This window comes from Cupriavidus sp. GW823-FHT07A04 (genome assembly GCF_058794615.1).
Genome location: NZ_JBXAHA010000008.1, coordinates 1 through 26,176, shown reverse-complemented (window position 1 = coordinate 26,176; position 26,176 = coordinate 1). Strand labels below are relative to the sequence as shown.

The 26,176-nt window shown below is 66.1% G+C and carries 20 protein-coding genes; 10 read left to right on the top strand and 10 right to left on the bottom strand.

Annotated features, from left to right (window positions below; translation table 11 throughout):
- Nucleotides 1-21: 21 nt before the first annotated feature.
- The gene (gene queF / locus AC1Q7Q_RS15110; protein ID WP_043343529.1) at nucleotides 22-855 is read right to left on the bottom strand and encodes an NADPH-dependent 7-cyano-7-deazaguanine reductase QueF; all 834 of its coding nucleotides are present in this window, start codon (nucleotides 853-855) and stop codon (nucleotides 22-24) included.
- Nucleotides 856-870: 15 nt separating this feature from the next.
- Nucleotides 871-2,397 (bottom strand): threonine ammonia-lyase, biosynthetic, encoded by a 1,527-nt coding sequence (gene ilvA / locus AC1Q7Q_RS15105; RefSeq protein WP_174425600.1) that lies wholly within the window; start codon nucleotides 2,395-2,397, stop codon nucleotides 871-873.
- A 243-nt stretch (nucleotides 2,398-2,640) separates the two neighbouring features.
- On the opposite strand from ilvA, the gene otsB reads away from it, so the two are divergent.
- The 3 genes from otsB to AC1Q7Q_RS15090 are packed head-to-tail and all read left to right on the top strand — an operon-like array spanning nucleotide 2,641 to nucleotide 6,706.
- Nucleotides 2,641-3,429 carry a trehalose-phosphatase gene (otsB, locus tag AC1Q7Q_RS15100; RefSeq protein ID WP_492375788.1) on the top strand — a complete coding sequence of 263 codons (789 nt, stop codon included), beginning with the start codon at nucleotides 2,641-2,643 and terminating at the stop codon, nucleotides 3,427-3,429.
- Nucleotides 3,430-3,441: 12 nt separating this feature from the next.
- On the top strand, nucleotides 3,442-5,280 hold the full coding sequence (locus tag AC1Q7Q_RS15095) for a glycoside hydrolase family 15 protein (RefSeq protein ID WP_492375789.1): 1,839 nt from the start codon (nucleotides 3,442-3,444) through the stop codon (nucleotides 5,278-5,280).
- A 34-nt stretch (nucleotides 5,281-5,314) separates the two neighbouring features.
- Nucleotides 5,315-6,706 carry an alpha,alpha-trehalose-phosphate synthase (UDP-forming) gene (locus AC1Q7Q_RS15090; RefSeq protein ID WP_174425597.1) on the top strand — a complete coding sequence of 464 codons (1,392 nt, stop codon included), beginning with the start codon at nucleotides 5,315-5,317 and terminating at the stop codon, nucleotides 6,704-6,706.
- A 1,011-nt stretch (nucleotides 6,707-7,717) separates the two neighbouring features.
- On the opposite strand, the gene AC1Q7Q_RS15085 is transcribed toward AC1Q7Q_RS15090, so the two are convergent.
- The 8 genes from AC1Q7Q_RS15085 to AC1Q7Q_RS15050 all read right to left on the bottom strand — a co-directional run bounded on the left by AC1Q7Q_RS15085 (nucleotide 7,718) and on the right by AC1Q7Q_RS15050 (nucleotide 15,933).
- Nucleotides 7,718-8,341: a nucleotidyltransferase family protein gene (locus AC1Q7Q_RS15085; RefSeq protein ID WP_492387184.1), complete on the bottom strand. Its 624-nt coding sequence runs from the start codon at nucleotides 8,339-8,341 to the stop codon at nucleotides 7,718-7,720.
- Complete coding sequence (locus AC1Q7Q_RS15080) at nucleotides 8,338-9,366, bottom strand: XdhC family protein (protein ID WP_492376387.1); 1,029 nt, start codon at nucleotides 9,364-9,366, stop codon at nucleotides 8,338-8,340. The genes AC1Q7Q_RS15085 and AC1Q7Q_RS15080 overlap by 4 nt, the downstream gene beginning before the upstream one ends.
- Nucleotides 9,339-9,920: an SRPBCC family protein gene (locus tag AC1Q7Q_RS15075; protein ID WP_183032719.1), complete on the bottom strand. Its 582-nt coding sequence runs from the start codon at nucleotides 9,918-9,920 to the stop codon at nucleotides 9,339-9,341. Before AC1Q7Q_RS15075 ends, AC1Q7Q_RS15080 begins: the two co-directional genes overlap by 28 nt.
- Nucleotides 9,911-11,206, bottom strand: coding sequence for a vWA domain-containing protein (locus AC1Q7Q_RS15070; protein WP_492376388.1), 1,296 nt, complete (start codon nucleotides 11,204-11,206; stop codon nucleotides 9,911-9,913). Before AC1Q7Q_RS15070 ends, AC1Q7Q_RS15075 begins: the two co-directional genes overlap by 10 nt.
- A 3-nt stretch (nucleotides 11,207-11,209) precedes the next feature.
- Nucleotides 11,210-12,106: an AAA family ATPase gene (locus AC1Q7Q_RS15065; protein WP_150987835.1), complete on the bottom strand. Its 897-nt coding sequence runs from the start codon at nucleotides 12,104-12,106 to the stop codon at nucleotides 11,210-11,212.
- Nucleotides 12,107-12,233: 127 nt separating this feature from the next.
- Nucleotides 12,234-13,034: an FAD binding domain-containing protein gene (locus AC1Q7Q_RS15060; RefSeq protein ID WP_492376389.1), complete on the bottom strand. Its 801-nt coding sequence runs from the start codon at nucleotides 13,032-13,034 to the stop codon at nucleotides 12,234-12,236.
- Nucleotides 13,035-13,049: 15 nt separating this feature from the next.
- On the bottom strand, nucleotides 13,050-15,440 hold the full coding sequence (locus AC1Q7Q_RS15055) for a xanthine dehydrogenase family protein molybdopterin-binding subunit (RefSeq protein ID WP_492376390.1): 2,391 nt from the start codon (nucleotides 15,438-15,440) through the stop codon (nucleotides 13,050-13,052).
- Nucleotides 15,441-15,450: 10 nt separating this feature from the next.
- Complete coding sequence (locus tag AC1Q7Q_RS15050; RefSeq protein ID WP_492376391.1) at nucleotides 15,451-15,933, bottom strand: (2Fe-2S)-binding protein; 483 nt, start codon at nucleotides 15,931-15,933, stop codon at nucleotides 15,451-15,453.
- Between the two features lie 378 nt (nucleotides 15,934-16,311).
- Here AC1Q7Q_RS15050 and AC1Q7Q_RS15045 point away from each other — a divergent pair, with 378 nt between their 5' ends.
- The 7 genes from AC1Q7Q_RS15045 (at nucleotide 16,312) to AC1Q7Q_RS15015 (ending at nucleotide 25,951) form a co-directional block, all read left to right on the top strand.
- Complete coding sequence (locus AC1Q7Q_RS15045) at nucleotides 16,312-16,890, top strand: YqaA family protein (RefSeq protein WP_492376392.1); 579 nt, start codon at nucleotides 16,312-16,314, stop codon at nucleotides 16,888-16,890.
- A 158-nt stretch (nucleotides 16,891-17,048) separates the two neighbouring features.
- Nucleotides 17,049-21,023 carry a DUF3683 domain-containing protein gene (locus AC1Q7Q_RS15040; RefSeq protein ID WP_492376393.1) on the top strand — a complete coding sequence of 1,325 codons (3,975 nt, stop codon included), beginning with the start codon at nucleotides 17,049-17,051 and terminating at the stop codon, nucleotides 21,021-21,023.
- 145 nt (nucleotides 21,024-21,168) lie between these two features.
- Nucleotides 21,169-21,603, top strand: a complete 435-nt coding sequence (locus tag AC1Q7Q_RS15035) for an HIT family protein (RefSeq protein ID WP_183032725.1) — start codon at nucleotides 21,169-21,171, stop codon at nucleotides 21,601-21,603.
- A 159-nt stretch (nucleotides 21,604-21,762) separates the two neighbouring features.
- Nucleotides 21,763-23,628 (top strand): ABC transporter ATP-binding protein/permease, encoded by a 1,866-nt coding sequence (locus AC1Q7Q_RS15030; RefSeq protein WP_492376394.1) that lies wholly within the window; start codon nucleotides 21,763-21,765, stop codon nucleotides 23,626-23,628.
- A 52-nt stretch (nucleotides 23,629-23,680) separates the two neighbouring features.
- The gene (locus AC1Q7Q_RS15025) at nucleotides 23,681-24,094 is read left to right on the top strand and encodes a gamma-butyrobetaine hydroxylase family protein (protein ID WP_492376395.1); all 414 of its coding nucleotides are present in this window, start codon (nucleotides 23,681-23,683) and stop codon (nucleotides 24,092-24,094) included.
- Between the two features lie 44 nt (nucleotides 24,095-24,138).
- Nucleotides 24,139-24,870, top strand: a complete 732-nt coding sequence (gene ubiE, locus AC1Q7Q_RS15020) for a bifunctional demethylmenaquinone methyltransferase/2-methoxy-6-polyprenyl-1,4-benzoquinol methylase UbiE (protein ID WP_492376396.1) — start codon at nucleotides 24,139-24,141, stop codon at nucleotides 24,868-24,870.
- A 52-nt stretch (nucleotides 24,871-24,922) separates the two neighbouring features.
- Nucleotides 24,923-25,951, top strand: coding sequence for a Tim44 domain-containing protein (locus tag AC1Q7Q_RS15015; RefSeq protein WP_492376397.1), 1,029 nt, complete (start codon nucleotides 24,923-24,925; stop codon nucleotides 25,949-25,951).
- Nucleotides 25,952-26,176: the final 225 nt, after the last annotated feature.

The following is a 26,176-nucleotide window of genomic DNA, read 5'->3' as shown; positions in this document are numbered from 1 at the left end:
CTGGCTGCAAGGCCTACGGCATCACTGCCGTGCGTTGCGCCGGTTGTCCGGCCACGGCGTGTTGAAGTTGGTGCGGAACGGGTTGATATCCAGCCCGCCGCGCCGCGTATAGCGCGCATAAACCGCCAGCTTCACCGGCTTGCACTGCCGCATCACGTCGGTGAAGATCCGCTCCACGCATTGCTCGTGGAACTCGTTGTGGTTGCGAAACGAGATCAGGTACTTGAGCAGTCCTTCCTGGTTGATCGGCGCGCCCACGTAGCGGATCTGTACGCTGCCCCAGTCCGGCTGGCCGGTTACCAGGCAGTTCGACTTGAGCAGGTGCGAGACCAGTGTTTCTTCCACTGGCGATTCGTCCTGGGCGGCATGCAGCAAGTGCGGCGCCGGCTCGTAGATGTCGGTTTCGATGTCGAGCCGGTCCAACTGCACGCCGTCCAGCTCGGCCATCTTCTGCGTGCCGAGATCAGCCTCGGTCACCAGGCGCACCTGCACCGTGCCGCCGGTGGCCTCGGACAGGTCGTGGTGCAGCAACTGCTGCAACGCCTCGGGCGAGGCGATCTTGCTCTGGTTGAATGAATTCAGGTAGAGCTTGAACGACTTGGACTCGACGATGTTGGGCGTGTCGGCCGGAATGATGAAGCTGGCCAGCGCCACCTGCGGCTTGCCCTTCATGTTCAGCCACGACAGCTCGTACGCGTTCCAGATGTCCACGCCGAAGAACGGCAGCGCGCGGCCTTGCGCCAGCCCGATCTCCGTGCGCTTGGGCTGGCGCGGGATCGGGAACAGCAACGTCGGGTCGTACTCGGTCTTGTAGGCCGAGGGTTTGCCTAGCGGCGATTGTTCGGGAAGGCTCATGGTTGCCTCGGATGATCAGGACAGGAACAGCTTGTACACGGGATTCTCGGTCTCTTCCCAGTGTACATAGCCCAGCGTGGCGAGGAAGGCGCGGAAGGCGCGCTTCTCGTTCTTGGGCACCTGGATGCCAACCAGGATGTTGGAGGTGTCGCCGCCCTGGTTGCGGTAGTGGAACAGGCTGATATTCCAGTTCGGGCTCATGCTCGACAGGAAGCGCATCAGCGCGCCCGGCCGCTCGGGAAACTCGAATCGGTACAGCAGCTCGTCATGCGCCAGCGGCGAGTGCCCGCCCACCATGTAGCGGATGTGCTGCTTGGCCAGCTCATCGTTGGACAGGTCCAGCGTATCGAAGCCGTGGCGGCGGAATCCGGCGGCGATCTTCTCGTTCTCCGCGCGGCTCGCAATCTGCACGCCGACGAAGATATGCGCCATGCTCTTGTCGGCGATGCGGTAGTTGAACTCGGTCACATTGCGCGTGCCGAGCTGCTCGCAGAAGCGCTTGAAGCTGCCGCGTTCCTCGGGGATGCTGACCGCGAAGACCGCCTCGCGCGCCTCGCCCACCTCGGCGCGCTCCGCCACGAAGCGCAGGCGGTCGAAGTTCATGTTCGCGCCGCAGGCAATGGCCACCAGGTGCTGGCCCTTGAGCTTCTCGCGCTCGGCGTAGAGCTTCAGGCCGGCCACGGCCATGGCACCGGCCGGCTCCAGGATGCTGCGGGTATCCTGGAACACATCCTTGAGCCCGGCGCAGATGGCGTCGGTGTCCACCAGGATGATCTCGTCGACCAGCTCGCGCGTGATGCGGAAGGTTTCCTTGCCGACCAGCTTCACGGCGGTGCCGTCCGAGAACAGGCCCACTTCCTTGAGCTCCACGCGCTTGCCCGCGTCCACCGAGCGCTTCATCGCGTCGGAGTCCACGGTCTGCACGCCGATCACCTTGATCTCCGGGCGCACGGCCTTGATGTACGACGCGATGCCGGAGATCAGCCCGCCACCGCCGATCGCCACGAACACCGCATGCAGCGGGCCCGGGTGCTGGCGCAGGATTTCCATGGCGATGGTGCCTTGGCCGGCGATGACTTCGGGATCGTCGAAGGGGTGGATGAAAGTCAGCTTGTGCTTTTTTTCCAGCACCGCGGCGTGGTTGTAGGCGTCGCTGTACGAGTCGCCGTGCAGCACGATTTCCACCCACTCGCCGCCGCGCTCGCGTACCGCGTCGATCTTCACCTGCGGGGTGGTGACCGGCATCGCGATCAGCGCCTTGCACTTCAGGCGCGCGGCCGACAGCGCCACGCCCTGCGCGTGATTGCCGGCCGAGGCGGCGATCACGCCGCGCTTGAGCTCTTCCGGCGACAGCGAGGCCATCTTGTTGTACGCGCCGCGCAGCTTGAACGAGAACACCGGCTGGGTGTCCTCGCGCTTGAACCACACCTTGTTGCCGGTGCGCGCGGAGAGCAGGTTTGCATAGGTGAGATCGGTCTCCTGGGCCACGTCGTACACCTTGGCGGTCAGGATCTTTCTCAGGTAATCGGGTTTGCGGGTCATCGTGGACAGCCGGGGCGGGGATTGGCGGAAACCGGTAATGATAAAGGATGGCGGGGGGCGGCGATGGCTGCACCCCTGTGCAGGCGGCCGCGAAGGGCAGGCAAGCTCACCTTCGTGCGCCGAGGCGCGTTGTGCACCGCAGCGGTGCAGGCACCGCCGTGGCGCGCCCAAGGGGCGCTTGCGCACCTTGTAGGACGAAGCCCGGTGGACGCTGCCGGAACACTCGTGATACGGTGTAACGCAATGCCTTCCCTACCTCTAATCGAACCGAACACCGCACTGTTCCTGGATTTCGACGGTACGCTGGCCGACCTTGCGCCGCGTCCTGACCTCGTGCAGGTCGAACCGGAACTGGTGGGGACGCTGCGCGCCCTGCATCTGCATCTGGGTGGCGCGCTAGCCCTGGTTTCCGGCCGGCCGATCGCCGAGCTGGATCATTTCCTGCATCCGCTGCAACTGCCGTGCGCCGGCGTGCATGGCGCGGAGCTGCGCGACGCGGGCGGCCACCGCCTGCGCCAGCCCGACCCCGGCGTGCCGCTGCTGCTCCCGCCGCTGGAAGTCCTGGTCGGTACGCATCCCGGCTTGCAGCTCGAGCGCAAGTCGGTCGCGGTGGCGGTGCACTACCGCGCCGTTCCCCACCTCGAAGGCATGGTGCGCAACTTCGCGGCCGAACTCGCCAGCGGCGTGCCCGGCATCGAAGTCCTGCACGGCAAGATGGTGGTGGAGCTCAAGCCGGCAGGCATCGACAAGGGTGGCGCCATCGACGCCTTTATGCGCAGCCCGCCATTTGCGCGGCGCACGCCGCTGTTTGCCGGCGACGATATTACCGACGAGGCTGGTTTTGCCGTGGTGCGCCGCCTCGGCGGCGTCGGCCTGCTGGTTGGCGCGCGGCCCAGCGCCGCCACCGTCAGCGTGACCGGCCCGGCCGCGCTGCGCTGCTGGCTGCATCGCTCCGCCAAGGCACTCGAAGTCATGGCCGCCGCGCAGGGCAAGCAGCAGGTTTCCGGAGCTACATCCACAACGACGTCTTGAGGGGGATTCGCTGTGAGCAACCCATCCACCGAGGATAATCCGGCGCGCGCCGGAGGTGCCGGCCGCTACGCCGACCCTTCGCTATCGCTGGGCATGATCGGCAACTGCGCGATCTCCGCGCTGGTCGACGGGCGCGGGCGCATTGTGTGGTGCTGCCTGCCGCGCTTTGACGGCGACCCGGTCTTCAATGCCTTGCTCGATCCGGGCGAGAACGCTGGCCACTTTGCCATCGAAATCGAGGACTTCCAGGAAGCGCACCAGTGGTACGAGCCCAATACGGCCGTGCTGAGGACCCGGCTGACCGACCGGCATGGCAACAGCCTTGAAATCACCGATTTCGCGCCGCGTTTTTTTCGCATCGGACGTTACTTCCGCCCCACCTCGCTGATCCGCCGCATCCGGCCGGTTCAGGGCGCGCCGCGTGTGCGCGTGACGGTGGCGCCGCGTTTTGACTGGGGGCGCGTCAAGCCCGAGATCACGCGCGGCAGCAGCCACGTGCGCTATATCGGCGACGGCACCACGCTGCGCATGACCACCGACGCGCCGCTGACCTATGTGCTGTCGCACACGCCTTTCCTGCTCACGCGCGACCTCAACTTCATCCTCGGGCCGGACGAAACCCTGCAGGGCGGCGTGGAGGAAATCGCACGCGACTTCGAGCAGGAAACCACGGCTTACTGGAGGATGTGGAGCCGCCGTCTTGCGGTGCCGCGCGAGTGGCAGGACGCGGTGATCCGCGCCGCCATTACGCTCAAGCTGTCGCTGTATGAAGAGACGGGCGCCATCGTCGCGGCCATGACCACCAGCATTCCCGAGGCGCCCGGCAGCGGGCGCAACTGGGATTACCGCTTCTGCTGGCTGCGCGATGCTTTCTTCGTGATCCGTGCGCTCAACAGCTTGTCCGAGGTCGGCACCATGGAGGACTACCTGCGCTGGTTGTCGAACGTGGTGATGCAATCCAAGAATGGCCATATCCAGCCGCTGTACGGCATCGGGCTGGAACTCGAATTACCGGAGAGCATGCTCGATCATTTGTCCGGCTACCGTGGCATGGGTCCGGTGCGCGTGGGCAACCAGGCACAGGAGCACTTCCAGCATGATGTCTACGGCAACGTGGTGCTGGGCGCGGCGCAGGCTTTCCACGACCATCGCCTGCTGCACCGCGGCGGGGCGGCTGAGTACCATGTGCTGGAAACCGTGGGCGAGCAGGCGGTACGCGTGTTCGGCACGCCCGATGCGGGCATGTGGGAGCTGCGCACGCGCGCGCGGGTGCATACCTCGTCCGCGCTGATGAGCTGGGCCGCCTGCGACCGCCTCGCCAAGATCGGCGATGCGCTGCAATTGCCCGATCGCGCGGCTTACTGGCGCCAGCATGCCGACGGCATGAAGGTGCGCATCGTGCGCGAGTCCTGGAGCGAGGAACGCCAGGCGTTCGCCGAGAGCTTCGGCGGGCGCGAGCTCGATGCCAGCGTGCTGCTGATGGCCGAGGTCGGCTTTATCGAGCCCAGGGATGAACGTTTCATGTCCACGCTCAAGGCCATGGAAGCGTCGCTGTGCGACGGGCCTTATATGCGTCGCTACGAGGCGCCGGACGACTTCGGCAAGCCCGAGACCGCCTTCAACATCTGCACCTTCTGGCGTATCGATGCGCTCGCGCGCGTGGGGCGCCGGGAGGAAGCGCGCGAGATCTTCGAGGCCATGCTGGCGGCGCGCAATCCGCTTGGCCTGCTGTCCGAGGATACGCACCCCGTGACCGGCGAGATGTGGGGCAATTTTCCGCAGACCTACTCGATGGTGGGCCTGATCAACGGCGCCATGCGCCTGTCCGCGCCATGGGATTCCGTGATCTGAAGGCGCGCGCGGCAAGGCCAGCGCAAAGGAATGTATGGGCAGACTAGTAGCGGTATCCAACCGCGTGGCCGATCCGCGCAACCTTGCCGCGGGCGGCCTCGCCGTGGCACTGGGCGAAGCGCTCAAGGCTACCGGCGGCATGTGGTTCGGCTGGAGCGGCAAGATTGTGGAGGCCGCGCAGGGCGGCACGCCGGGCGAGGGCGAGCTGCATATCCAGCAAGCCGGCAATGTCACGCTGGCTACGGTCGACCTGTGCCGCGAGGACCACGACGCGTACTACCAGGGCTACAGCAATGGCGTGCTGTGGCCGGTGTTCCACTATCGCATCGACCTGGCGGATTTCGACTCCGGTTATCTCAACATCTACCGCCGCGTCAACCAGCTCTTTGCACGCAAGCTTGCCCCGCTGCTGCGCCCGGACGATGTGATCTGGATCCACGACTACCACCTGATCCCGCTTGCGTCGGAGCTGCGCGCCATGGGCTGCGGCCAGCGCATGGGTTTTTTCCTGCATATCCCGCTGCCCCCGCCGCTGATCCTTGCCGCCATCCCGCAGCACGAATGGCTGATGCGAGCCCTGTTCGCCTATGACCTGGTTGGCTTCCAGAGCCAGCTCGATCTCGAGCATTTCTCGCGCTACGTGCAAAGCGAAGCGCAGGCCGAGCCCATGGGCGAGTATCGCTTCCGGGCTTTCCACCGCACCGTGCGCGCGCAGGCGTTTCCGATCGGCATCGACGTCGACGAGTTCGCCGCGCTGGGCCAGTGCGAGGAATCGCGCGAGACGTACGAGATGATGCGCGGCCAGTATTCGAGCCGCCGTCTTCTGCTTGGGATCGACCGGCTCGATTACTCCAAGGGGCTGCCGCAGCGGCTCAAGGCGGTCAGGACGCTGATGGCGCAGTATCCGGAGAACCGCCGCAGCGCCACGCTGATCCAGATTGCCGCGCCGTCGCGCGAAACGGTGGACGCCTACGCGGATCTGCGGCGCGAGCTGGAAGGGCTGTCCGGGGCGATCAATGGCGAGTATGGCGAGCTGGACTGGATGCCGGTGCGCTATATCCACCGCACCACGGCACGGCGCCGTTTGCCGGGCCTTTGCCGCGCTTGCCGCGTGGCGCTGGTGACGCCGTTGCGCGATGGGATGAACCTGGTCGCGAAGGAGTTTGTTGCCGCGCAGGATCCGGACGATCCCGGGGTCCTGGTGCTATCGCGGTTTGCTGGTGCTGCCGAGCAATTGCGCGAGGCGTTGCTGGTGAATCCTTACGATATCAATGCTACCGCGCAGGCGATTCAGCAGGCCTTGCATATGCCGCTGGCTGAGCGGCAGTCCCGGCATCAGAAGCTGCTGGAGCGGATTCGGGCGCAGGATGTGCATTGGTGGAGGAGGGAGTATTTGAGGACTTTGGCGGAGACGGATGGGGGGTAAAGGGGGGGAGGGGGTAAGGGGGTAGGGGGGTATTGGGGTGTTTGCTGGCGGTGTTGGTTTTTGGACCCAAGGGCCGGACGACATCGCCCTTGCTTGCTTGGTTGCTGTTTCTTTGAGCGGCGTTGGTTATTGCACCCAAAAGCCATACGACATCCCCCTACGGGGGCTGCCGGTCACTTTTCTTTGACCGGCAAAGAAAACTAACGAAAAGAAAGCCGCCCTGCCGGGAGCAGAGCAATCAGGCTTATGTGGGGCGGTGGTTGCGTCGTACGGCCCGGAGTGTTGGCTAGCCGATCCTACCGACCCCAAGGGCATCGTTTCTGCATGGCCCATGGGTTACGTGGTGCGGCCCCTGACCTCGTGTGCGGTGCCCGTTCCCACATCTGCCGTTCGCGGTGCGAAGTGCTGCGCCGTTTCGGGTGTGGCTGGTTTCGTGGTTTTGTCTCGGAGGACGAGCGCCGTGGGTGCAAGCGCGGCCCTCGCGCACGGGCCACGGTGCCCACCACGAAACCAGAGGGGGGTGAAGCAAGGCGCCGCTCGCGCCGGTACGGCAGGGCATCAAATGGCCGGGCGCCCGCCGCCAGAGACAAAACCACGAAACCACCGAGGCAGGCAGGATAGTGGTGCTACGCACCGCGAACGGCAGATGCTCGAACGCTCACCGAGCAAAGCGATCAGGGGCACCACCACGTGACCATTGGGTCATGCAGTAGCGATGACCTCCAAGCCGGCATGGCAAAGGCCAGCCTACACTCCGGGCCGTACGACGAAACCACAGCCCCACATAAGCCTGATTGCTCTGCCCCCGGCAGGGTCGGCTTTCTTCTCGTTAGTCTTCTTTGCCGACGCAAAGAAGAGTGACCGGCAGCCCCCGCAGGGGGATGTCGTATGGCCCTTGGGTCCAAAAACCATCGCCGCTCAAAGAAACAGCAACCAACCAAGCAAGGGCGATGTCGTACGGCCCTTGGGTCCAAAAACCAACACCGCCAGAAAACACCCCAACACCACCCCCTATACCCCCCCTAAATCCCCCAAAGTATCCACATCCCGAAACGCCCCCTCATCCTCAGTCAGAATCCTCATCACCGGCTGCGTCTTCAACAACGCCCGCGCGCCTTCATCCCCATCAAGCTTCAGCAGGGCATCCCGCCACGCGGACCCGAATCCAACCGGATGCCCACGCCGTCCGTCGCGCCACGGTGCGGCAATCGCGTCACGTGTCGTGATCGTCAACGCCACCGCGCGCACCAGCTCGGCCGGCAGCCACGGCATGTCGGCCAGCGCCACTACCCAGCCGCTGGCGCCGGGCGTGGCGGCCACCGCCGCAGCCAGCGCGGCGCCCATGCCGGCCTCGGCTGCTGCCGTCTCCAGTACCCGGCAGCCGGCAGCTTGCAATTCGGCTGCCAGCGCGGCATTGCCCGGGCGGATCACGGCTAGCGTGCCGGGCAGCACGGAGACCAGCGTGCGGGCGCTGCGGGCGGCTACGGTGTGGCCGTCGGGCAGCGTGGCCAGGAGTTTGTTGCGCTGGCCGGCGGGGTCGAAGCGGCGGCCGTAGCCGGCTGCCAGCAAGATGCCGGTGGGGGGCTCGGCAGTGTGGATGGCGCCGTTGATGGGGCCCGTCAGCGGGCTGGTCACGGGGTGGGGCTGCAGGTGCTGCCTTCGTTGGCGGCCAGTTCGCGCGCGGCCTTGGCGCCTTCTACCTGGAGGATGTCGGGCAGCGAGACGTGGTTCTTGGCGGCGACGACTTCGGCCAGGATCGAGATGGCGATCTCGGGGGGCGTGCGGCTGCCGATGTAGATGCCGACCGGGCCGTGCAGCCGCGCGAGCTGCAGGTCGTTGAGGTCGAACTCCTTGAGCCGCTCGCGGCGCGCCTGGTTGTTGCGGCGCGAGCCGAGGGCGCCGACATAGAAGGCGCGCGTGCGCAAGGCTTCCATCAGGGCCAGGTCGTCGAGCTTGGGGTCGTGCGTGACGGCGATCACCGCGCAGCGCTCGTCGAGCTTCATGTCGGTCACGGTGTCGTCCGGCATGGTGCGCACCATGGTGACGCCGGGGATGTCCCAGGTCTCGGTGTATTCCTCGCGCGGATCGCACACGGTGACCTGGAAGCCCAGGCCAACAGCGATCTGGCTCAGGTACTTCGACAGCTGTCCCGCGCCAATCACCAGCATGCGGTAGCGCGGCCCGTGAATGGTGAGCAGGGTGGCGCCGTCGAAGGCAAGGCCGTCGGTGGCCTCGGCCGGGCCCAGGGTGGCGCGGCCAGTTGCCATGTCGAGCGTGCGGGCTACCAGCTTGCCGCCTTCCACGGCGGCCAGCAGTTCGTCCAGGTGGCTATCGGCGCCGAGCGGCTCGGTCACCAGTTCGATGGTGCCGCCGCAGGGCAGGCCGAAGCGGTGCGCTTCCTCGGCGCTGATGCCGTACTTGACGGCTTCGGGGTGCGCGCCGGCAATGCCTTCGCGCCGTACCCGGTCGATGATGTCATCTTCGATGCAGCCGCCCGAGACCGAGCCGACCACCAGGCCGTCGTCGCGCACGGCCAGCATGGCGCCTTCCGGCCGGGGCGACGAGCCCCAGGTTCTGACTACCGTTACCAATAGCGTGCGATGGCCTTCGGCCTGCCACTTCACACTGCTTTTCAGGACTTCGAGATCCACGCTGTCCATGATCGTTTCCGCTTCGTTTCACCGTTTTGTTCATCGGGCGCGCTGCCTTCACCGGCCGCCGCTCCGTCCTTGGCGACATTGTCATCCGTGCCTGGCTCGTCACCCTGCGCGCCGGACCCGCTCACCGCCGCCGTGAAGCGGTCGAAGAAGGTATCGGCCATCTTGCGCGCGGCAGCGTCGACCAGGCGCGAGCCGATCTGCGCGATCTTGCCGCCAACCTGGGCGTTGACCGTGTAGGTCAGCACCGTCGCGTCGCCTTCGGGGGCCAGCGTGACGGCCGCGGTGCCTTTGCCGAAACCGGCGACCCCGCCTTGTCCGTCGAACTGGATGGTGTAGCTGTCGGGCGCCTGGATGTCCTGCAGGGCCATGCGCCCCTTGAAGCGCGCCTTGACCGGGCCCACCGCGGCGGTCAGCGCCACCAGGTAGGCGTTGTCGCCGTCAGGCTCGATGCTCTCACATCCTGGGATGCATTGCTTGAGCAGCGCCGTGTCGTTCAGGGCTTCCCAGGCGGTTTGCTGCGCTACCGGCAGTTGCCGCGTCTGTGTCATTTCCATGGTTGGGGCGTCTCCTTGGTGTCCTTCATGTTTTTAATGTCTGCGGGCCTCGGCGCCGCGGGAAACGCGGGCATGGCCAGGGTGTCGCGCGCGGCCAGCATGGATTCGAGCGCGAACAGGCTGTCCAGGTTGTGCGCCGAGCGCAGGGCGTCCACATGCGGCAGGATGGCTTGCACGCCACGTGCCTGCGGCACGAAGCCGGCATAGCGCAGCAGCGGGTTGAGCCAGACGATGCGATGGGCGAAGCGGCGCAAGCGTGCCATTTCGGCGTCTAGCAGGTCGATGTCTTCATGGTCGAGCCCGTCGGTGACCAGCAGCACCGTGGCGCGTCCGGACAGCGTGCGGCGCGCCCACTGGCGGTTGAAGGTGGCCAGCGCGGCACCGATGCGGGTGCCGCCGGCCCAGTCTCGCACCTGGCCCGTGATGGCGCCAACCGCTTCGTCCGGGTCGCGCTCGCGCAGCCAGCGGGTGATGTTGGTCAGCCGGGTGCCGAACAGGAACACAGACAGCCGCTCGCGCGATTGCATCAGCGCATGGCAGAAGTACAGCACCGCGCGCGAGTACTGGCTCATCGAGCCGGAGATGTCGAGCAGCAGCACCAGCGGCGGGCGGCGCTCGGCGCGGCGGCGGTATTTCCAGCGCAGCCATTCGCCTTGCTGGCGTACCGCCAGCCGCGCGCTGGCGCGCAGGTCGGCGTACGGCCCGCTGGCGGCGGCGCGCAGGCGGCGCGTGCGCTCGGTGGCCAGGCGCGCGTGGCGCGCGCGGATCATGTGCTGCAGCGCGCGCCATTCTTCCGCGCCCAGGGTTTCAAAGTCGCGCTGCGCCAGGCGCTCCTGCGCGGAGAAGGTGAGCGGCGCGGTAAAGCGTTCGACATGGTCCTCGCCACGTCGGCCGGACTCGGGCGGGCGCTGGGCGGCGAGCGCGTCGGCCAGCCGGTTGTTGCGCGGCGGCGGCGGTGCGCCGGCATCCACGCGCGGCAGCAGCAGGGCGCGCAGCTTGCCCTCCCAGTCCGGGTCGCGCCAGAACAGGTCGAAGGCGGCGTCGAACAACAGGCGCTGATCGGGCCCGCTCACCATCAGGGCCGCCATGGCTGCGCGCACCTCATCGCGCCTGCCGATGTCCACGTATTGCAGCGCTAGCAGCGTATCCACAGCCTGTGCGGGCGACAGCGCAAAGCCGGCATCGCGCAGCAGCCGCACGAAATGCGTGACGTTGCGCGCCAGCATGGGCAGCGTGCCGGCGGGTGGCACGGTGGCCAGCGGAGCGTCCGGATGGAGCCGGGGCATGGCTCAGGCTCCCGGCGCCCGGCTGGCGAGCAACTCGGCCACGGTGGGGCCATCGACCCGGGCCAGGTCGTCCTGGTACTTGAGCAGCACGCCCAGCGTGTCACGCACCGATTGCGGATCGAGCTCACAGACGCCCAGCGCGGCCAGCGCGCGGCACCAGTCGATGGCCTCGGCGATGCCGGGCGACTTGAACAGGTCGATGCCGCGCAGCCGGTGGATGAAGTCGATGGCCTGGTGCTGCAGCGCGGCGGCGGCCTCGGGGGCGCGCGCGGCCACGATCTGCAGTTCGCGCTCGCGCTGGGGATAGCCCATCCATTGGTACAGGCAGCGGCGCTTGAGTGCGTCATGCACCTCGCGGGTCCGGTTGGAGGTGACGATGATGAGCGGCGGCTGCTCGGCCCGGATCACGCCGATTTCGGGGATCGACACCTGGAACTCGGACAGCACCTCCAGCAGGAAGGCTTCGAAGGGCTCGTCGGCGCGGTCGATCTCGTCGATCAGCAGCACGCGCGGGATGCCGGGCGCGGCCGGGTCGGGCAGCAGGGATTCCAGCAAGGGGCGCTTGAGCAGGAAATCGTCGTGATACAGCGATTGCGTGTCGGGCCGCTCGCCGCGCGCTTCCGCCAGGCGCAGCGCCATGATCTGGCGCGGGTAATCCCATTCGTACAGCGCGCTGGAGGCGTCGAGCCCCTCGTAGCATTGCAGGCGCAGCAAGCGCGTGCCGAGCGCGTCGGCCATGGCCCGCGCCAGCGCGGTCTTGCCCACGCCTGGCTCGCCTTCGAGGAACAGCGGGCGCTGCATGCGCAGTGCCAGGTACAGCACGGTGGCGGTTTCGCGATCGGCGAAGTACTGCTGTGCCTCCAGCAGGGCAGCGGTTTGATCGATGGACTGGGGAAGCATGGGTGCTAGCCGGTTGGCTCCCCTCTCCCACCACGTGGGAGAGGGGCTGGGGGAGAGGGCGGGCGTGCGCTCGAAGTGAACACGCCCGGCTTGGCGAGTGCCGGCGCTTTCGCTCCGGCTTTCTCCCTTATCCCTTCAACGCCTGCTCCACCGCGCGCGCCGCCAGCACCGGGATCAGGTGCGCACGGTACTCGGCGGAAGCATGCAAGTCGGTGTTCAGCTTGCTTGCATCCACCACCACCGCGCGTGCTGCCGCCGGCGTGAAGCTGGCTGCCAGCGCCTGCTCCAGCGGTGCGCTGCGGAACACGCTGTCGGCCGCGCCGGTGACCGCGACCCGCACGACCTTGCCGAACTGCGCCACCATCACGCCCACCAGCGCGAAGCGCGATGCCGGGTTGCGAAACTTGATGTAGGCGGCCTTGTCCGGCGTGGGGAAGCGCACGGCGGTGATCAGCTCATCGGGTTCCAGCGCGGTTTCGTAGAGGCTCTTGAAGAAGCTATCTGCGGCGATATTGCGGCGGTCGGTGACCACCGTGGCGTTGAGCGCGAGCACGGCCGCTGGGTAGCAGGCGGCCGGATCGTCGTTGGCGAGCGAGCCGCCCAGCGTGCCCATCGCGCGTACCTGGCGATCGCCGATGCCGTCGGCCAGCGCGGCCAGCGCGGGAATGCGCTTGCGCACGTCGGCGTTGGCCGCCACGTCGGCATGGCGTGCCGCCGCGCCGATCACTAGCTCATCGTTCTCGACACGGATATCCGCCATGCCGGGAATGCGGGCTACGTCGATCAGCGCGGATGGCGCGGCCAGGCGTAGCTTCATCGCGGCCAGCAGGCTCTGGCCGCCGCCGAGGTACTTGGCGTCGGGGTCCGCCTTGAGTTTGTCCACGGCCGCCTTGGTATCGGCGGCGCGTTCGAAATTGAATGCGTACATGATGTGCCTCCGATCTCAGTTAGGGGCCTGCGCGTGGCGGATGGCCTGCCACACGCGATGCGGCGTGGCGGGCATCTGGATGTCGTGCACGCCAAGCGGCGAGAGCGCATCCACCAGCGCATTGATGAAGGCCGGCGGCGAGCCGATCGCGCCGGCTTCGCCGCAGCCCTTCACCCCAAGCGGGTTGTGCGTGCAGGGCGTGCCCTTGGCGGTCTCAACCGTGAAGTCCGGCAGGTCGCTGGCGCGCGCCATGGCGTAGTCCATGTAGGAGCCGGTCAGCAACTGCCCACTGTCGTCGTCGTACACGCACTGCTCCAGCATGGCTTGGCCGAGGCCCTGGCCGATGCCGCCGTGTACCTGGCCTTCGACGATCATCGGGTTGATGATGTTGCCGAAATCGTCCACCGCGGTGAACTTGATCACCTTGCTCTCGCCGGTGTCCGGATCGACTTCCACCTCGCAGATGTAGGCGCCCGACGGATAGGTGAAGTTGGTCGGGTCGTAGAAGGCGTTTTCGTTCAGGCCCGGCTCCAGCTTGTCGAGCGGGTAGTTGTGCGGCACGTAGGCGGTGAGCGCCACCTCGCCGAAGGTCTTGCTGCGGTCTGTGCCGGCCACGCTGAACGTGCCGTTCTTGAACTCGATGTCGGCGTCCGAGGCCTCCAGCAAGTGGGCCGCGATCTTCTTGGCCTTGGCTTCGATCTTGTCGAGCGCCTTCATGATGGCCGAGCCGCCTACCGACAGCGAGCGCGAGCCATAGGTGCCCATGCCGAACGGCACGCGGCCGGTGTCGCCGTGCACCACTTCCACGGCATCCAGTGCAATGCCGAGCCGGTCCGCCACGATCTGCGCGAAGGTGGTTTCATGCCCCTGGCCATGGCTGTGCGAGCCGGTGAAGACGGTCACGGTGCCGGTCGGGTGGACACGGATCTCGCCGACTTCGAACAGTCCCGCGCGCGCGCCCAGCGCGCCGGCGATATTCGACGGCGCCAGCCCGCATGCCTCGATGTAGCAGGAGTAGCCCAGGCCGCGCAGCTTGCCGCGCTGCTTCGCTTCTTCACGACGCGCGGGAAAGCCTTTGACGTCAGCGAGTTCCTGCGCGCGTGCCAGGCACGGTTCGTAGTCGCCGGTGTCGTAAGTCAGGCCGACCGGGGTGGCGTAGGGGAAGTCGTGGATGAAGTTCTTGCGGCGGATTTCCGCCGGGTCCATCTTCATTTCGCGCGCCGCGGCTTCCACCAGCCGTTCCACCACATAGGTGGCTTCCGGGCGGCCCGCGCCGCGGTAAGCATCCACCGGCGCGGTGTTGGTGAACACAGCGCGCACTTCGGCATAGATCGCCGGCGTGGTGTACTGCCCGGCGAGCAGCGTGGCGTACAGGATGGTCGGCACGCTGGACGCGAAGGTCGACAGGTAGGCGCCCATATTGGCGGTGGTGTGCACCCGCATGGCCAGGAACTTGCCGTCGGCGTCCATCGCCAGCTCGGCCTTGGTGACGTGGTCGCGGCCGTGCGCATCGGTCAGGAAGGACTCCGAGCGTTCGGCGGTCCACTTGATCGGGCGCTTGATCTTCTTCGACGCCCAGGTCAACGCTACGTCTTCCGCGTACAGGAAGATCTTGGAGCCGAAGCCGCCGCCCACATCCGGCGCGATGATGCGCAGGCGCGACTCCGGCAGGCCAAGCACGAAGGCGCCCATCAGCAGGCGCTCCACGTGGGGGTTCTGGTTCGATACATAGACCGTGTAGCTGTCGTCCTGCCGGGTGTAGCTGGCATTGACGGCGCGCGGCTCGATGGCATTGGGGATCAGCCGGTTGTTGATGATCTCCAGCGTGGTCACGTGGGCGGCCTTGGCAAAGGCGGCGTCGGTGGCGGCGCGGTCGCCGTGGCCCCAGACATAGCTGGTGTTCTCGGGCACGTCGTCATGCACCAGCGAGGTGGCCGAGGCAGCGTGGGCGGTGTTCACCACGGCGGGCAGCTCATCGTATTGCACGTCGATCTTCTCGGCGGCGTCCTTGGCTTGCTGCAGCGTTTCGGCGATGACCAGCGCGACCTGGTCGCCCACGTGGCGGGCCTTGCCCTGCGCCAGCACGGGGTGCGGCGGCTCCTTCATCGGGCTGCCGTCGATGCTGTGGATCAGCCAGCCGCAGGGCAGGCCGCCGACCTTGTCGGCCGCCACGTCGTCGCCGGTGAAGATGGCGACCACGCCGGGCGAGGCGAGTGCTTCGGTCTTGTCGATGGAGACGATGCGGGCGTGCGCGTGCGGCGAGCGCAGGAAGTAGCCGTAGCTTTGCTGCGGCAGCACGATGTCGTCGGTGTATTGGCCGTTGCCGGTGAGAAAGCGGTAGTCTTCCTTGCGCTTGACCGAGGCGCCGATCAGGTGTTGGTTGTGCTGGTTGTCAGGTGCGTTCATGGCGGTCCCCTTATTCAGCGCTGACGCCATGCATCGCGGACTGGCCGTCTTGCACCGCGCGCACGATGTTGTGGTAGCCGGTACAGCGGCACAGGTTGCCGTCGAGCTGCTCGCGGATGGCGGCGGCGTCGGCATTGGGCTGCTGCGTGACCAGGGCGATGGCGCTCATCACCATGCCGGGCGTGCAGAAGCCGCACTGCAGGCCGTGGCAGTTGCGGAAGGCTTCCTGCATGGGGTGGAGCTGGCCCTCCGGGGCGAGCCCTTCGATGGTGGTAATGCTGGCGCCATCCACCTGCAGCGCCAGCATGTTGCACGACTTGACCGCGCGGCCGTCCATGTGCACGGTGCAGGCGCCGCACTGGGCGGTGTCGCAGCCGACATGGGTGCCGGTCAGGCGGAGTTGTTCGCGCAGGAACTGGACGAGAAGGGTGTGGGGTTCTACCTGCGCGTCGACGGCGCGGCCGTTGACGGTCAGGCGGATAGGAATCGCCATGCTTGTCTCCATGTGGGTGGACACGTGCACGACCAATCCCTGAATCCCGAAAAAACTGCGCGGGACTGGCCACGACGCGTTACTGCCGTTTGTTGGGTACGGCTATTTCGTGATGTTGGTACTGCGGTGCTGCGGTGCTGCCCGTCAATGCCTGACAATGGCCTGGCAATGCCGTGCCACGAACGTTTGGCCACGACATGCTCTAACAGTTAATCACAAATCTCCGGCGCATGCCATGCGGGTTGCCCCTTCGCCACCTGGCGCTGCCAGAGGGTGCGGACGGCGTCGGGCGCGGGCGTGCAGGATGGCGCTGCTAGAATGGCCCGCCGTCCGGCCGCCACACCGCATTCACCTCGCTCCGGCACCAGATCTCTCAATATGGAAGGCTTTATCGACTGGCTGTTCGAAACCGTTGCCCTGCCCAAGGTGGGCTTGCCGGCTATCTTCGTGGTCAGCCTGGTGTCGGCCACCTTGCTGCCCCTGGGCTCGGAGCCGGCGGTCTTCGCGTATATCAAGCTCAATCCGCATCTGTTCTGGCCGGCCATCGTCGTCGCCACGCTCGGCAATACCGCGGGCGGCGCCATCGACTGGTGGCTTGGCTACGCGGCCAAGCTGGCCGTGGTGCGCTTGCGCAAGCGGCGCCAGCAGCGCGTGCACGAGGAGGAGCACGCCGAACACCGCCGCCATCCCCGCCAGCCGCGCAAGCCGTCGCTGGATGCGCGCTACTTCCGGTGGATGCGCCGGCTGGGGCCGCCGACCCTGCTGGTATCGTGGCTCCCCGGAATTGGTGATCCTTTGTGCACTTTAGCCGGCTGGCTCCGGTTGTCATTCTGGCCGAGCCTGGTTTACATGGCGATTGGCAAGTTTCTGCGCTACCTTGCCATGACGATTGCCCTGCTCTGGATCCCGGATAGTTTCTGGCACGGCATCGCAGCCAGCCTCAAAAGCCTGTTCTAGCTAGCGCCTCTCACGGCACGGCAAGGGTAAGGCAACCCTTGCCCAAGCAAGGTTCTGCCATGTTGCGGTGCGGCGAAAGCAGGCCTTGAAGTACAATTGCCCTTTAAAGACGATCCGGCGCACCGTCCCCGTGCGCTACAGGAAGCGGTCCCCTCCCCATGAACGCCCCACTCGTGCTCGATGCCAAACTCGCCGCGCAGGATGCGCCTGCGCGCCTGCGAGAGATCCCTTATAACTACACGTCATTCTCGGATCGCGAGATTGTCATCCGGCTGCTAGGCGAAGAAGCCTGGCGTATCCTGGCCGAGCTGCGCGGCGAACGCCGCACCGGCCGCTCCGCCCGCATGCTGTACGAAGTGCTGGGCGATATCTGGGTGGTGCGCCGCAATCCCTACCTGCAGGATGACCTGCTGGAGAACCCCAAGCGTCGCCAGATGCTGGTTACGGCACTGCACCACCGGCTCTCCGAGGTGGAAAAACGCCGTGCCGCCGACCGTGCCGAGCACGCCGAGCCGGCCGCCGAGGACCGCTCCCACCGGGTCGAGCAGCTGGTCAGCTTTGCCAAGCAGGCCATCGAGGACTTCAAGCAGGAGTTCGCCAACGCCTATGACCTGCGCAAGCGCACCCAGCGCGTGCTGGGCCGCATCACGCAGAAGGACAACATCAAGTTCGACGGCCTGTCCCGCGTCTCGCATGTGACCGACGCGACCGACTGGCGCGTGGAATATCCCTTCGTGGTCCTCACCCCGGACACCGAGGAAGAGATCGCCGGCATGGTCAAGGGCTGCTTCGAGCTGGGCCTGACCATCATCCCGCGCGGAGGCGGCACCGGCTATACCGGCGGCGCCGTGCCGCTGACGCCGATGAGCGCGGTCATCAACACCGAGAAGCTGGAACAACTCGGGCCGGTCGAGCAGACCGACCTGCCGGGCGTGTCGCACAAGGTCGGCACCATTTTCTCCGGCGCTGGCGTGGTGACGCGCCGCGTGGCGGATGCGGCGGACAAGGCCGGGCTGGTGTTCGCGGTCGACCCGACCTCGATCGATGCCTCCTGCATCGGTGGCAACGTGGCCATGAACGCCGGCGGCAAGAAGGCCGTGCTGTGGGGCACCGCGCTGGATAACCTGGCCTGGTGGCGCATGGTGGATCCGGAAGGCAACTGGCTGGAAGTCACGCGCCTGGACCACAACCTGGGCAAGATCCATGACGTGGCGGTCGCCACCTTCGAGCTCAAGTGGTCGGACGGCAACCGCGCGCCCGGCGAAAAGCCGCTGCGTACGGAAACCCTGGCCATCGAAGGGCGCAAGTTCCGCAAGGAAGGCCTGGGCAAGGACGTCACCGACAAGTTCCTGGCGGGTCTGCCCGGCATCCAGAAGGAAGGCTGCGACGGCATCATCACCAGCGCGCGCTGGATCCTGCACCGCATGCCGGCGCATGTGCGCACCGTCTGCCTGGAGTTTTTCGGCCAGGCGCGCGACGCCATTCCGAGCATCGTGGAAATCAAGGATTACCTCGACGCCGAATCGCGCACCCCTGGCGGCGCCATCCTGGCCGGCCTGGAGCACCTGGACGAGCGCTACCTGCGTGCGGTGGGATACGCCACCAAGAGCAAGCGCAACGCCTTCCCGAAGATGGTGCTGATCGGCGACATCGTCGGCGACGACCAGGACGCGGTCGCCCGCGCCACCTCGGAAGTCATCCGCATGGCCAACGGCAAGAGCGGCGAAGGCTTCGTCGCGGTCAGCCCGGAAGCCCGCAAGAAGTTCTGGCTGGACCGCTCGCGCACCGCCGCCATCGCCAAGCACACCAACGCCTTCAAGATCAATGAAGACGTGGTGATCCCGCTGCCGCGCATGGGCGAGTATACCGACGGCATCGAGCGCATCAATATCGAGCTGTCGATCAAGAACAAGCTCCAGCTGACCGATGCGCTGGAAGCCTTCTTCGCGCGCGGCAACCTGCCGCTGGGCCGCAGCGACGACGCTAACGAGATCCCCAGCGCCGAGCTGCTGGAAGACCGCGTGCAGCACGCGCTGCAGCTGCTGCGCGAGATCCGCTCGCGCTGGACCTACCTGCAGGACCACCTGGATACGCCGCTGGCCACCGCGCGCGCGTCGCTGATCGGCCACGGCCTGGGCCTGCTCGGCCAGGCTTTCGAGGCGCGCCTCGAGCAGCAGCCGGATGCCACCGTGTTCCACCTGCTGCAGGACCGCACCATCCGCGTGTCCTGGAAGAGCGAAGTGCGCGCCGAGCTGCGCAATATCTTCAACGGCGGCGAGTTCAAGCCCATCCTCGACGAAGCGCAGAAGATCCACAAGCAGGTGCTGCGCGGCCGCGTCTTCGTGGCGCTGCACATGCACGCCGGCGACGGCAACGTGCACACCAATATTCCGGTCAACTCCGACGACTACGACATGCTGCAGGACGCCCACCGCGCGGTGGCCCGCATCATGGCGCTGGCGCGCTCGCTGGACGGCGTGATTTCCGGCGAGCACGGCATCGGCATCACCAAGCTGGAGTTCCTGACCGAGGACGAGATCGGCGAATTCCGCGAGTACAAGCAGCGCGTGGATCCGCAGGGCCGCTTCAACAAGGGCAAGCTGTTGCCCGGCGCTGACCTGCGCAATGCCTATACGCCGTCGTTCGGGCTGATGGGGCATGAGTCCATCATCATGCAGCAGAGCGATATCGGTGCCATTGCCGACAGCGTCAAGGACTGCCTGCGCTGCGGCAAGTGCAAGCCGGTGTGCGCCACCCACGTGCCGCGCGCCAACCTGCTGTACAGCCCGCGCAACAAGATCCTGGCGACCTCGCTGCTGGTGGAGGCCTTCCTGTACGAGGAGCAGACCCGCCGCGGCATCTCGATCAAGCACTGGGACGAGTTCTCCGACGTGGCCGACCATTGCACGGTCTGCCACAAGTGCGTGACGCCGTGCCCGGTCAAGATCGACTTCGGCGACGTGTCGATGAACATGCGCAACCTGCTGCGCAAGATGGGGCAGAAGAAGTTCAATCCCGGCACTGCCGCGTCGATGTTCTTCCTCAACGCCACCAACCCGCAGACCATCAACATGACCCGCAAGGTCATGATCGACTGGGGCTACAAGGCGCAGCGCCTGGGCAACGACGTACTCAAGAAGTTCGCCAGGAAGCAGACCGCGCATCCGCCCGCCACGGTGGGCCGCGCGCCGGTGCAAGAGCAGGTGATCCACTTCATCAACAAGAAGATGCCGGGCAACCTGCCCAAGAAGACCGCGCGCGCGCTGCTAGACATCGAAGACAACGAGATCGTGCCGATCATCCGCGACCCGAAGCGGACTTCGCCCGAGACCGAGGCGGTGTTCTACTTCCCGGGCTGCGGCTCGGAGCGGCTGTTCTCGCAGGTGGGCCTCGCCACGCAAGCCATGCTGTGGCATGTGGGCGTGCAGACCGTGCTGCCGCCGGGCTACCTGTGCTGCGGCTATCCGCAACGCGGCAACGGCCAGTTCGACAAGGCCGAGAAGATGGTTACCGACAACCGGGTGTTGTTCCACCGGGTCGCCAACACGCTCAACTACCTCGATATCAAGACCGTGGTGGTGAGCTGCGGGACCTGCTACGACCAGCTTGCCGGGTATGAATTCGACAAGATCTTCCCGGGCTGCCGCATCATCGACATCCACGAATACCTGCTGGAGAAGGGCGTCAAGCTGGAGGGCGTGACCGGTACGCGCTATATGTACCACGACCCTTGCCACACCCCGATCAAGACCATGGACCCGACCAAGCTCGTCAACGAGCTGATGGGCGGCAATGAAGGCGGCGGCAAGATCGAGAAGAACGAGCGTTGCTGCGGCGAGTCCGGCACGCTCGCGGTGTCGCGCCCCGACGTTTCCACCCAGATCCGCTTCCGTAAGGAAGAGGAAATGACCAAGGGCGCGGACAAGCTGCGCACCGACGGCTTTGTGGGCGACGTCAAGATCCTGACCAGCTGCCCGTCCTGCCTGCAGGGTTTGTCGCGCTACAAGGAAGACGCCACGGTCACGGCGGACTACATCGTGGTGGAGATGGCCAAGCACCTGCTGGGCGAGAACTGGATGCCGGACTACGTGGCCAAGGCCAACTCGGGCGGCATCGAGCGGGTGCTGGTGTGATGAGGCAGGCGAGGGCGGTGAGCACGATGCGCTTCGACAAGCCTCTGATTTGCTCCCCTCTCCCGCTTGCTGGAGAGCAACCGGGGGAGAGGGGAGCCAACCCTGGGCAGCGGACTGACGCCCTTGGGGTCCCGGGAGCGCCCGCATGAACCTCGTCCCCAACTGCCCGCTGTGCGAGACCGACGGCGGCGAACTGGTCTGGCGTGGTGAGCGCGCCCGGGTCATCCTGGTCGAGCATGAGCGCTTTCCCGGCTTCTGCAGGGTGGTGTGGAATGGCCACGTGGCCGAGCAGACCGACCTGCCCGAGGACGACCAGGCCTGGCTGATGCGGCTGGTGGCGCGGGTGGAGCGCGCGGTGCGCGAGACCATGGTGCCCGACAAGGTCAACCTGGCCGCCTTCGGCAATATGGTGCCGCACCTGCACTGGCATATCATTCCACGCTACCGCTGGGACACCCATTTTCCCGAAGCCGTCTGGGCGGCTGTGCAGCGCGAGCCTGATGCTGAGCGCCTGGCCGGCCTTGCGCAGCGCCTGCCGGCGTTGCGTGCGGCCCTGGCGAAACTGGACGAAGCAGGCTGACGCCTGGCGTAGCCGTGCCCGTGCCGTGCTGGCATTGCTGTCGGTTTTTTTGAATTTCCGGAACCAGCCGGGCAGCGCCGTCTTCTAACACCCGTTGTCTTCATTCCCACAAGAGCGGGGCCGGTGGATCTGCCATGGCCCGCTTGCGCGAAAGGTGCCATGTCCACACCGACTTCCGTTACTGTTCCAGGCCCGGCCGTGCCGGCCCGTGCCCTCAAGATCCAGAGCCGCCTGCGGGTGGCTGAGACGTGGGACCTGATCAAGCCTTACTGGAAATCCGAGGACCGCAAGGCCGGCCTCGGGCTGCTGGCCTTCGTGGTCGCGCTCAATCTCGGCATCGTTTATATCAACGTGCTGCTCAATGACTGGACCCGCGTGTTCTACAACGCGCTGGAGCAGCACGACTACGCCTCCTTCAAGGCGTTGCTGATCCGTTTCTCGTGGATTGCCGGCTTCTTCATCGTGGCGGCCATCTCGCGCCAGTACTACACCATGATGCTGCAAATGCGCTGGCGTACGTGGATGACGGGGCGCTTCATGGACCACTGGCTCAGTCACCAGGCGTACTACCGCATCGAGCAGACCCATACCACCGACAACCCCGACCAGCGGCTGGCTGACGACCTGCGCTCGTTTACCGACGGCGCCCTGACGCTGTCGCTCGGGCTGCTCAACTCAGTGGTAACGCTGCTGTCCTTCGTCGGCATCCTGTGGGCGGTGTCAGGGCCGATCAGCTTCATGCTCGGCGGCAATGAGATCATCATTCCCGGCTATATGGTGTGGTTCGCCATCGGCTACGCGGTGATCGGTTCGCTGATCGCCCACCTGGTGGGACGGCCGCTGATTGGCCTGAGCTACCAGCAGGAGCAGTACGAGGCGGATTTCCGCTTCACGCTGGTGCGCTTGCGCGAGAACAGCGAGCCCGTGGCGCTGTACCGGGGGGAACCGACCGAGAAGGCCGGCCTACGCTCGCGCTTCGACCGCATTCGCGCCAACTGGAACCAGTTGATGCGTTATACGCGGCGCCTGACCTTCGTCAATTCCGGCTATGCCCAGTTCGCCATCATCTTTCCGCTGATCGTGGCCGCTCCACGCTACTTCGCCGGCAAGTTGACGCTTGGCGGGTTGATGCAGGTGAGTTCCGCATTCGGGTCGGTGCAGGGCGCCCTGTCCTGGTTCGTCGATAACTACGCGACGCTGGTCGGCTGGAAGGCCGCGGCCAACCGGCTGATCGACTTCCGCGACGCCATCCGGGTAGCCGAGCGGCAGGACGAGGAGCACACCGGTGTGCGCGATATCGAGGTGGACCAGGCCGATACCGACGGCATCCGCATCGACACCCTCGCGCTGGCGCTGCCGGTGCGCACCGGCAATGGCGGCGAAATCCAGCAGCGGCCGCTGGTGGCGCCGTTCTCGCTGGAGATCGGCGCCGGCGAACGTTGGCTGGTCAGTGGTCCCTCTGGCTGCGGCAAGAGCGTGTTGTTCCGCGCGCTGGCCGGCATCTGGCCCTATGGCAGCGGCAAGGTAGCCATGCCGCGTGCGGCCAGCTTGCTTTTCCTGCCACAACGCAGCTACCTGCCGATCGGCTCGCTGGCTGATGCGCTGGCTTATCCCGACGCCGGCACCGTGCATAGCCGTGAAGCCTTGCAGAAGGTGCTGCGCGAAGCCCGGCTCGGCGCCCTGGCCGAGCAGCTCGACGTGTTCGATAACTGGTCGCTGCGGCTGTCGCCGGGCGAGCAGCAACGCCTGGCCTTTGCGCGCGCCCTGCTGCAAAAGCCCGATTACCTGTTCCTGGACGAGGCCACCAGCGCGCTCGACGAGGAAACGGAAAGCGCGATGTACCGCCTGATGGTGGACTCCCTGCCCGGCGCGGCGATCATCAGCATCGCCCACCGCAGCACGGTTGCCGCCTTCCATGGCAAGCGCCTGCGCTATGTCGCGGCCGACGGAGCGCACTGGGAGGCGGAGCACAATGGGCAAGGCGAGGCGGCTGCGGTAAGCTATCGGGTCGTACACGAAGCGTAAAGGCCGGTGTGGCCGCAACCTGCGGCTCGCCCACAGCCGCGCGCCACCCATCATGGCAGGCCTTGAAAAAGATACTCCCCATCCCACCGCCCTTACCGTGCACACCCAGTCGCGCGTGCTGGAGGTGGGTTTTGACAACGGTTCCAGCTTCCGGCTGCCGTTCGAATACCTGAGGGTGAACTCACCCTCGGCCGAAGTGCAGGGCCACGGTCCGGGCCAGGAAGTGCTGCAGACCGGCAAGCGCGACGTCACCATCGCCGCGGTGGAGCCGGTCGGCAACTACGCCATCCTGATCCGTTTTTCCGACGGCCACGATACCGGCATCTATTCCTGGGAACTGCTTTACCGCCTGGGCGCCCAGCAGGACGCCATCTGGCAGTCCTACCTGGAGCGGCTGGACGCGGCCGGCGTCGATCGCGACGCCCCCATGGTGGCCCCCGGCGGCCATGCCTGCGGCAGCCATTGAGATTGCGTGCCCCCGCGGGCCATTACTGAGTTCTGGAGCGAGTTATGAGCGAGACCCACTTCGGGTTCGAGAAGGTCAAGGAAGAAGAGAAGGCCGGCAAGGTAGCCGAAGTCTTCCATTCGGTGGCCAATAAGTACGACGTCATGAACGACCTGATGTCCGGCGGCATGCACCGGCTGTGGAAGATGTTCACCATCGCGCAGGCCGGCGTGCGGCCTGGCTTCAAGGTGCTCGACATCGCCGGCGGCACCGGCGACCTGGCCAAGGCCTTCGCACGCCAGGCCGGGCCCACCGGCGAGGTCTGGCTGACCGATATCAATGAGTCGATGCTCCGGGTTGGACGGGACCGCTTGTTGAATAAAGGCATCGTCGTCCCCACCTGTCTCTGTGATGCCGAGCGGATTCCGTTCCCGGACAACCACTTCGACCTGGTCACCGTGTCCTTCGGGCTGCGCAACATGACGCACAAGGAGGTGGCATTGTCCGAGATGCGCCGGGTGATCAAGCCGGGCGGCAAAGTCATGGTGCTGGAGTTCTCCAAGGTGTGGAAGCCGCTGGAAAAGGCCTACGACATGTATTCGCTGAAGTTCCTGCCGTGGCTGGGGCAGCGCGTGGTACAGGATTCCGATAGCTATCGCTATCTGGCCGAATCGATCAGAATGCATCCAGACCAGGCTTCACTTGTACGTCTTATGGAACATGCGGGCCTGGAGAATGTCGAATACTTCAACCTGACGGCGGGAGTGGTGGCACTCCACGTCGGGCGAAAGTACTAGACTGATATAGGCTCAAAGAAAAATGAGCGAACTTAACAGGGGAAGCACTGATATGTCGCTATTTCGCGCAAAATTCATGGCGGGTGTGCTGATTGGCACGCTTGCCCTCGGCATGGCGCTCGACGCCAATGCCAAACGCCTCGGCGGGTCGCGCAGCATCGGCAAGCAATCGTCCGGCGTGACGCAACGCCAGCAGGCACCGGCACAGCAATCGCCGAACCAGACGCCCGCGCAGCAGGCACCGGCCCAGCAAGCCGCGCCCGCAGCAGCAGGCGCCGGCGCTGCTGCTGCTGCTGCGGCGCCCAAGCGTAACTGGGGTGGCATGCTCGGCGGCATCGCCGCCGGCCTGGGTATTGGCTGGCTGCTGTCGCACTTCGGCCTGGGCGGCGCCGCCATGGGCTTCCTGTCCAACCTGATCCTGATCGCCCTGGTGGCATTCGCCGCAATCTGGCTGATCCGCAAGTTCCGCGGCGGCGCCAAGGCGCCGCAGCAACCGGCCTATGCAGGTGCGGCAGCCGGTGCCGGCAGCGGCTCGGGTAACGGATTTGGTGGCAGCAACGAACCGGTCCTGCGCCAGCAAGTGCCGGTCGGCGCACCCAACCCGGTGATGCCTGCGCCCGGTTCCGTCGCCTCGATGCAGTCCGCCGCACCGGTGATGGCTGGCGCCGCCGTTGGTGCAGCCGCAGGCGCGGCCCAGCCCTGGGGCGTGCCGGCCGACTTCGACACCCAAGCCTTCCTGCGCAATGCCAAGATCTACTACGTCCGCCTGCAGGCAGCCTGGGACGCCGGCAATCTCGAGGACATCCGCGAGTTCACCACGCCGGAAATGTTCGCCGAGATCAAGATGGACCTGTCCGAACGCGGCGCCGAGGTCAACAAGACCGACGTGGTCACGCTGGAAGCCGAACTGCTCGGCATCGAAGACAGCCCGGCCCAGCATCTGGCCAGCGTGCGCTTCTCCGGCATGATCCGCGAAAAGGCCGGCGATCCCGCGCAGTCCTTCGCCGAAGTCTGGAACCTGGCCAAGCCGGTAAGCGGCCCCGGCGGCTGGCTGCTGGCAGGGATCCAACAAACTTCCTGAGTGCAGGGAGTGCCTCGCCGGCAGGTCCAAGGCCGGCAGGTGGCATAGAATGGAGGCCCACGTGAAAACGTGGGCTTTTTTTGTTTGTGGGGTGTGGGGGATTCCGTTGCTTGACTGCAAGGTCAACGTCAAGGGCTTAAAGTCAAAGGCAGTTTCACCACCCCTGCGGGGCGGCGACCTACTTTCTTGTCTCGCCAAGAAAGTAGGCAAAGAAGGCGACCCGGA